Source organism: Litorivivens sp., assembly GCF_041625495.1.
Lineage (GTDB): Bacteria > Pseudomonadota > Gammaproteobacteria > Pseudomonadales > Spongiibacteraceae > Litorivivens.
Genome location: NZ_JBFJTH010000181.1, coordinates 1 through 7,082 on the forward strand (window position 1 = coordinate 1; position 7,082 = coordinate 7,082).

Genomic DNA, 7,082 nt, shown 5'->3' on the forward strand with positions numbered 1-7,082 from the left:
ACACCAGAAGTAAATGCCGTATCGACACTGTTGATGCTAGTGACGCTGATTCTGATCACCGCCCTGTCTCGCTTCTCCCCGCAATCCCTCCGGAGCTGAACTATGAACAAACTGTTTGCTGGTGTTGTGTTGAGTGTATTGTCACTGGGCCTGTCACAGGCTCACGCGGATAAGACGCTGAATCTATTTAACTGGAACGACTATATCGCCGAAGAGACTGTCACTCGCTTTGAAAAGCAGTGCAAATGCAAAGTGGTGCAGGACTATTTCTCTTCCACGGAAGAAATGATGGCCAAACTCCTGGCCGGTGGCGGCGACTACGACGTAGTTGTGCCCACTCAAAATGCCGTCGAAGCGCTGATCAAACAGGGCTTTCTGATGCCGCTGGATAAAACCAAACTGCCAAACACTAAAAATGTGTCAGCCGGTTTCTTACAGCGTAGCTACGACCCAGACAATCAGTTCTCCATGCCTTATGCATTCACCACAACCCTGATTGGCTTTAACGAGAATAAACTGAAAGAGCTTGGCATTGATCCGGCCGACTGGCGCGTGATTTTTGACCCGGAAGTACTGGCAAAAATTAAAGGCAAAGTCACCGTGATGGATGACTCTGAAGAACTGTTCGCTGCTGCCATGAAATACCTGGGTTATTCGGTAAATGACACCGATGAGAAACACCTTAAAGAAGCTCAAGCAGTTATTCTCAAGGCAAAACCTTATTGGGCTGCGTTTAATTCCTCAAGCTATATCAAGGAACTGACGGTCGGTAACATTTGGGTAGCACACGGCTATTCCAGCGACATGTTTCAGGCGCGCAGTGATGCCCGAGAAGCCGGCCGCCCGTTTTCCATCGGCTTTGTATTACCCAAACAGGGTGCTGTGCTGGCATTGGACAACATGGTCATTCCAAAAAAGGCGCGTAGCCCGGAATTGGCCCACCAATTTGTCAATTTTATGATGGCACCGGAAAATGCAGCTGAATTGACCAACATCGTGGGCACTGGCAACCCTAATGCTGCGGCAAAAAGCTTGATCGAGCCCGAGATTCTTGCAATCAACGCGATTTTCCCCAGCAACGAGCAGCTCAAAACGCTGGAAACCATTACTGCCCGCAACACCAAAGAACGGCGTATGACCAGTCGTCTCTGGACAGAGATCAAAGTCCGCTAGCGTCAGACGTAAAATATTTACATCGAGCTTGTGAATATCGCACACCGTAAACGTGTGCGTTTTCGCAATTTTCTGCTGAGGCCATTTTTACTGCGGCATATTACCGCTATAGCGTTTGAGATCGCTCTCCGGTACGCCTACCGTTGCTGACAACGGAAACTTAAGGAGGAGAACGACTCATGAAACTCAGCAAAACTATTCTGACGACAGCCGGCGTTACCCTGTTTTCCAGCGCAGCCTTTGCGATCGACTGCAATGAGCCGCAAATGCCTAACGTGCCTGATGGTGATAGCGCCACCCAGTCACAGATGGATCAGGCCAAAGCTGAATTAAAGGATTTCACCCAGGAGAGCCAGGATTATCTGGGTTGCTTACAGGATAAAGCCGCCTATGCCACCGCCGATGAGCGCGCGGCGATCGAGGACATGTATGAAGACATGCTCGACAAGATTGACGACACCACCGAAGACATGAAAGACGCCGCCGATGACTTTCAAGACGAGGTCGCAGACAACATGGCGGAAGCGGATGCAGCAACACAGGATGAGCAAGATGCCATCGCCAACATGTACAGCGATATGGTGGACAACCTGAAAACCGCGTCCAACGAAGTTGAGCAAGCCTGGAACAACTTCAAATCGGAAATGGAAGAAGCCGAGTAACACCTCACTTATAGCGCGGGCCTGGCCCGCGCCATTCCTGCTACACCTCACCAGGTCTCGAAGTCACCAGAGCCTGCGTTCCCATACGGCCGGGTTTGCGCTATGGTGCCCCGGAATTTACTGAAGAAATTATGCGATGGACCCGATAACACAGGGCACTTTTGGTGCGCTATGGGCGCAAGCCGGCGGACGCGGCAAGCGAAAGGTAGCCGCTGTTGCGGGCGCGTTAGCAGGCATGGCGCCAGATCTTGATGTTCTGATTCGCTCTAGTGAAGACGCTTTGCTCGCGCTCGACTTCCATCGACATTTCACCCACGCCATACCGTTTGCACCGGTGGGCGGTGGCATTGTCGCGCTGCTGCTGTACCCCCTGCTGAAACGACATATAGGGTTTGCACAACTGTATATTGTGTGTCTGCTAGGCTACCTCTCTCATGGCATACTCGACACGTTCACGTCCTATGGCACGTCACTCGGCTGGCCACTGACCGATCACCGGGCAGCACTGAATTGGATCAGCGTCATTGATCCACTGTTTACGTTGCCACTAATCGCACTGCTTCTGACCGGCCTTAAGCGCCCCCGATTTATAGCAGCAGCCGCACTGTGGGCACTTGCCTATCTCAGCCTCGGCGGCTGGCAACACCAACGTGCCGAGCAGACGCTGCTGCAGTGGGCAGAGCGCACCGGGTTGCCCGTCGAGCGCCATATCACTAAACCCTCGTTTGCCAACCTGCTGCTGTGGCGAGGTCTGGTGGACAGCGGCGGCACCTTCCACAACGTCGCCATTTACCTGCCCCCGGGGTCAGCACGACTTACCCCTGGTGCTCAGGTCGCGCAGATCACAGCAGACGACATCGCCCCATCGGGCACTACCTTGCACCGCGATGTAGAGCGCTTCGCACATTTTTCCGATGACTGGCTGTTCCGCTACAAATTCGCAGAATCGCCAGACGACTGGTTTCTGGGCGATTTCCGCTATGCGATGGATCCAGCCAGTGCACGACCATTGTGGGGCATTCGCTTTGAGCCAGACCAGCGCGACAGCGGCGTAGCGTTTGAACGCCTGCCGACCGCCGACAGGGCGGAACGAGAGCGCTACTGGCAGCGGCTGCAAGGCAAAAGCCCACCACCTTAATTGCGAACAATTCTCATTAAGCATACAATGCTCTGATTCTCGTGCCTTTGGAGTTCGCGCCTCATGCCCGCGCCCCGCTTTTCTACCATCAAATACCTCACTGCCGCCTTTATGCTGAGTGTGGCCGGCCTGGTACAGGCAGAGTCCATCAATCAAACCTATATCACACTGGCATCCGCGGTGTATGAGGATTCCCTGATTGCGGCGCGCCAGCTGCAAACGAGCGTAGAGCAGCTGCTCGCGACACCCTCGGAGAAAACCCTCGGCGAGGCCCGCACCGCCTGGCGCAAGGCCCGCGTGCCCTACCAGCAAAGCGAGACTTTCCGCTTTGCCAATCCGGAGATAGATGATTGGGAAGGCGGGCTCAACGCCTGGCCGCTGGATGAAGGATTGATCGATTACGTCGCCAGCGACTACTTCCATGAAATGGGCAATATTGGCGCGCAGCTCAATATCATTGCCAACCCGGTTATCCACATCGGCGGCCAGGAAATCGACGCCACCAAGCTGACACCTGAACTGATTCGCTCCTTTCATACCTTTGCGGGCTCTGAAGCCAATGTCGCGTCTGGCTATCACGCCATTGAATTTCTGCTGTGGGGACAAGATCTCAATGGCACCGGCCCCGGCGCCGGACAGCGCCCCTACACCGACTACGCAACCGGAAAGGACTGCAGTAACGGTCACTGCGACCGCCGTCGCGCCTATCTGAAAGCGGTAACCGAGCTGCTGGTCAGTGACCTGGAAGACATGGTAAGCCGCTGGCAGTCCGGCGGATCCCTGCATAAGCGCTACAGCGAGATGACGGAAGAGGACGTTATCAACAGCATCATCTTCAGCATTGGCTCATTGTCGCTGGGTGAGCTGGCCGGCGAGCGGATGAAAGTAGCACTGGAAGCGAGCTCCACTGAAGACGAGCACGACTGCTTTAGTGACAATACCCACTATTCCCACTACTACAATGCGCTGGGCATGCAGAACCTGTATCTGGGGCAGTACCAGCGCATTAACGGCGATCGCGTTGGCGGTCCATCGCTGGCGGAGCTGGCAAGCACCATTGCGCCTAAAGCCGCAGAAGGACTGCGTAAGGCGATGACCCAGAGCGTTGCCAAAACCCATGCACTGGTAGACGCCGCAGAGCGGCGCAAGCCACTTATGAAGTTTGACCAGATGATCGCAGAGGGCAATCTCGCCGGGCGAATTCTGGTTACCGAAGCTATTGAGGCGCTGGTGTATCAGACGGAAGCACTCGAGGCTCTTGCCGAAGCGATGGGCGTCGACAGTTCCGGTGCGGCGTTTTAAGTCCGTTTTTTGCCTGGGGCTGGCCGCGTCGCTCAGCGCCTGCCAGCCGGCGATGCCACCAGCAAACCTGGGGGGGGAGCTTTCCACCCCCGCCACCCGGCTATCGGTATCAACCGCGCTGAGCCCAGCCGAACGACTCGAACACAGTGTCGGCGCGTCTTTGTTTACCAAACCCTGGGTTATCGCCCCCAGCACCACCCGCGACCGGGATGGTCTCGGGCCACTGTTTAACGCCCACAGCTGTAGCAGTTGCCATCAGCACAACGGCCGCGGTGAACTACCCGCCCGCTCCACCGACCAGATCGGTGGCCTGATTTTTCGACTCCAAGATTCAACGAATTCTCAGCTTCAGACCCGCGCCCTGCCCGGCTTTAGTGCAGAAGGTCGTGTCGCGCTGACCTTTCGCGAACACCCGCACAGTTACCCCGATGGCGAGCAACACAATCTGCGCGCCCTCGTTTTCCAGGCCGAGCCGCCACAGCCGCTGTCACCCCGGTTAGCACCACCACTGGTAGGTATGGGTCTGATTGACGCCATCGCCGCGAGCGACATCGCCGCAGGGGCCGACCCGCTCGATAGCGACAACGACGGCATCAGTGGCCGCGTCGCCAACACCCCCAATGGGCCGGGACGCTTCGGCTGGAAGGCGGAAAGCCCTTCTCTGGAGCATCAGGTTGCACGCGCCTTTGTTGAAGACATGGGCATTACTTCCCACCTTTTCCCGGTGGAACCCGGCTGCCCAGCCCTGGGCTGCTCCGCCATCAGCGGCGGTGAACCCGAAATCAGCACCAAGCACTTGAGGCAGGTGGTCGCATTCCTAAGCGCTTTGGGCATACCGCAGGCAAGATTGGAACGCCAACACCACCAGGGCTGGAAGCTGTTCAATGAAGCGGGCTGTGCGGCTTGCCATCGACCCCAATGGCAAACCAGATCGCACACCAATTCACGGCTATCACAGCAGACCATTTATCCTTTCAGCGATTTTCTGCTCCATGATATGGGGTCGGCCCTGGCTGATCCGAGCGGCTCAGCAGACGCCGCCGAGTGGCGCACAGCCCCCTTGTGGGCACTGGATGACGGCCCGTGGCTGCACGACGGTCGCGCCCGCACACTCGAGGAAGCCATTCTCTGGCACGGGGGCGAAGCACAACGCAGCCAGCAAATGTTTCGAGCATTTACCAGCGGCGAAAGGCAGGCACTGGTAGAATTCCTGCGCGCGCTTTAAGGACACATCATGCAACGCTTTAGTAACGTTATCATTGTAGTTTTGCTCACAACCCTCATCAGTGCCTGCGGCAAATCACCGGAGCAGGCGGCACTGGATGATACCGGCGCATTGGCCATTCTCCCGTTGCACGAACGCTTTCTCGGGGAAAGCCTGAACCTGAGCCAACAGGCCCAGCAGTTTTGTGCTCAACAGCAGCGCGACGGTAAAGACCTGGCAGCCATGCGCGGCAAGTGGATAGCCGCAATGAATGCCTGGGAAGGCATACAGAACATTCAGTTCGGCCCTATCACTGAAAATAATCAGGCCTGGAAGGTGCAGTTCTGGCCGGACAGAAAGAACCTGATCGCCCGCAAAACCGAACAGTTTGTGCGGCGCGACGATGCCATCACGCTGCCCGCACTGCAAGACGCCAGTGTGGTAATTCAGGGTTTATCCGCAATGGAATACCTGCTTTACGACAAACCCTCCGAGTCCTTGGTAAGCGGTGTCCCAGGTCACTACTGCGAGCACCTCAGTGCAGCAGCAATGAACCTCCACCAGGTTGGAGAAACCCTTTATCAGGGTTGGCATCCAAACGGACAGAACTACCTTGCTCACTGGGCGCAGCCGGGCGAAAACAATCTCGATTTCCCTGATACCAAGGCGTCTATCGCCGCTGTTATAGAAACGTTAGTTTACGGATTGGAGCGCGTAAAACGCGACAAACTGGAGCGCCCACTGGGCTTGGCTGACGGCGGCCAGGCCAATCCCTATCTGCTTGAATGGTGGCGCAGCCGCCAGTCGCGCGAAGCCATATTGATCAACTTGCACAGTCTACAACTGCTCTACAGCGCGGGCGACGGAAAGGGCCTGGCGAACCTATTGGCCAAGCGCGGAGCAGCTGAGCTCGCTGAAAAAATTAGCGCCGACTTCGATCACGCCATCAGCGCAACCGCAGCCATTGAAGGCAACTTTTTCGAGGGCCATGCCGAGCCGGCGGCACAGCAATCAATTCACGAGTTGCACCAAGTGCTCGGCGGCTTACTCGCCGCACTAAAACGCGAAGTGCCCGCTGCACTTGAAATTACCCTGGGGTTTAACGCAAACGATGGCGATTGATCTCACCCGCCGCACCCTACTCGGCTTCGCCGGTGGCGCCCTGGCAAGCGCCGTGCTCCCTGCTCAAGCATCGACAGGAGAGCGAATTTACTCTGCTGCAACCGATCACCAGGGCCGACACTTTCTGTGCTGCTGGGCGCAGGGTGAGTTGCGCTTTCAAGTGCCCAGCCCCGGCCGTGGCCACGATGTAATACTGCATCGGACGTCAAATAGTGTTGTCTTTTTCGCCCGCCGCCCAGGCCGCTGGATGCTGGTGCTGGACGCTAACAGCGGCGCAGTAAAAGCGCAGATTAAAGCCGCCACTGGACGGCACTTCTACGGCCACGGCACCTTCGTCAGCAATGGCCGCTATCTACTGACCGCCGAGAACGACTATGCCAATGGCGGCGTCGGCATCATCGGGATTTATGACACCCTCGATAACTTCAAAAGACTCGACCAGATGCACAGCGGCGGCGTCGGTCCTCACCAGCTGGTCACG

General features: G+C 56.6%; 7 protein-coding genes and 1 pseudogene. All 8 read left to right on the forward strand.

Annotated features, from left to right (window positions below; translation table 11 throughout):
* A pseudogene (locus ABYP39_RS16075) lies at positions 1–99 on the forward strand (ABC transporter permease); the annotation flags it as partial.
* A 3-nt stretch (positions 100–102) separates the two neighbouring features.
* The gene (locus ABYP39_RS16080) at positions 103–1,173 is read left to right on the forward strand and encodes a PotD/PotF family extracellular solute-binding protein (protein WP_372747591.1); all 1,071 of its coding nucleotides are present in this window, start codon (positions 103–105) and stop codon (positions 1,171–1,173) included.
* A 179-nt stretch (positions 1,174–1,352) separates the two neighbouring features.
* A complete protein-coding gene (locus tag ABYP39_RS16085; RefSeq protein WP_372747592.1) occupies positions 1,353–1,835 on the forward strand; it encodes a hypothetical protein in 483 nt (160 codons plus the stop codon).
* A 136-nt stretch (positions 1,836–1,971) separates the two neighbouring features.
* Positions 1,972–2,973, forward strand: a complete 1,002-nt coding sequence (locus tag ABYP39_RS16090) for a metal-dependent hydrolase (protein ID WP_372747593.1) — start codon at positions 1,972–1,974, stop codon at positions 2,971–2,973.
* 63 nt (positions 2,974–3,036) lie between these two features.
* Positions 3,037–4,275, forward strand: coding sequence for an imelysin family protein (locus tag ABYP39_RS16095; RefSeq protein WP_372747594.1), 1,239 nt, complete (start codon positions 3,037–3,039; stop codon positions 4,273–4,275).
* A 52-nt stretch (positions 4,276–4,327) separates the two neighbouring features.
* Positions 4,328–5,500 carry a di-heme oxidoredictase family protein gene (locus ABYP39_RS16100; protein ID WP_372783549.1) on the forward strand — a complete coding sequence of 391 codons (1,173 nt, stop codon included), beginning with the start codon at positions 4,328–4,330 and terminating at the stop codon, positions 5,498–5,500.
* A 9-nt stretch (positions 5,501–5,509) separates the two neighbouring features.
* A complete protein-coding gene (locus ABYP39_RS16105) occupies positions 5,510–6,601 on the forward strand; it encodes an imelysin family protein (RefSeq protein WP_372783551.1) in 1,092 nt (363 codons plus the stop codon).
* Positions 6,591–7,082, forward strand: a 492-nt coding sequence (locus ABYP39_RS16110) for a DUF1513 domain-containing protein (RefSeq protein ID WP_372783553.1), incomplete at its 3' end; no start/stop codon positions are given. The genes ABYP39_RS16105 and ABYP39_RS16110, both read left to right, overlap by 11 nt.

What these genes read in the sequence shown, in the direction of transcription:
- ABYP39_RS16105 (WP_372783551.1), top strand. Translation starts at nt 5,510, where the DNA reads ATGCAACGCTTTAGTAACGTTATCATTGTAGTTTTGCTCACAACCCTC.
- ABYP39_RS16100 (WP_372783549.1), top strand. Translation starts at nt 4,328, where the DNA reads ATGCCACCAGCAAACCTGGGGGGGGAGCTTTCCACCCCCGCCACCCGG.
- ABYP39_RS16090 (WP_372747593.1), top strand. Translation starts at nt 1,972, where the DNA reads ATGGACCCGATAACACAGGGCACTTTTGGTGCGCTATGGGCGCAAGCC.
- ABYP39_RS16095 (WP_372747594.1), top strand. Translation starts at nt 3,037, where the DNA reads ATGCCCGCGCCCCGCTTTTCTACCATCAAATACCTCACTGCCGCCTTT.
- ABYP39_RS16085 (WP_372747592.1), top strand. Translation starts at nt 1,353, where the DNA reads ATGAAACTCAGCAAAACTATTCTGACGACAGCCGGCGTTACCCTGTTT.
- ABYP39_RS16080 (WP_372747591.1), top strand. Translation starts at nt 103, where the DNA reads ATGAACAAACTGTTTGCTGGTGTTGTGTTGAGTGTATTGTCACTGGGC.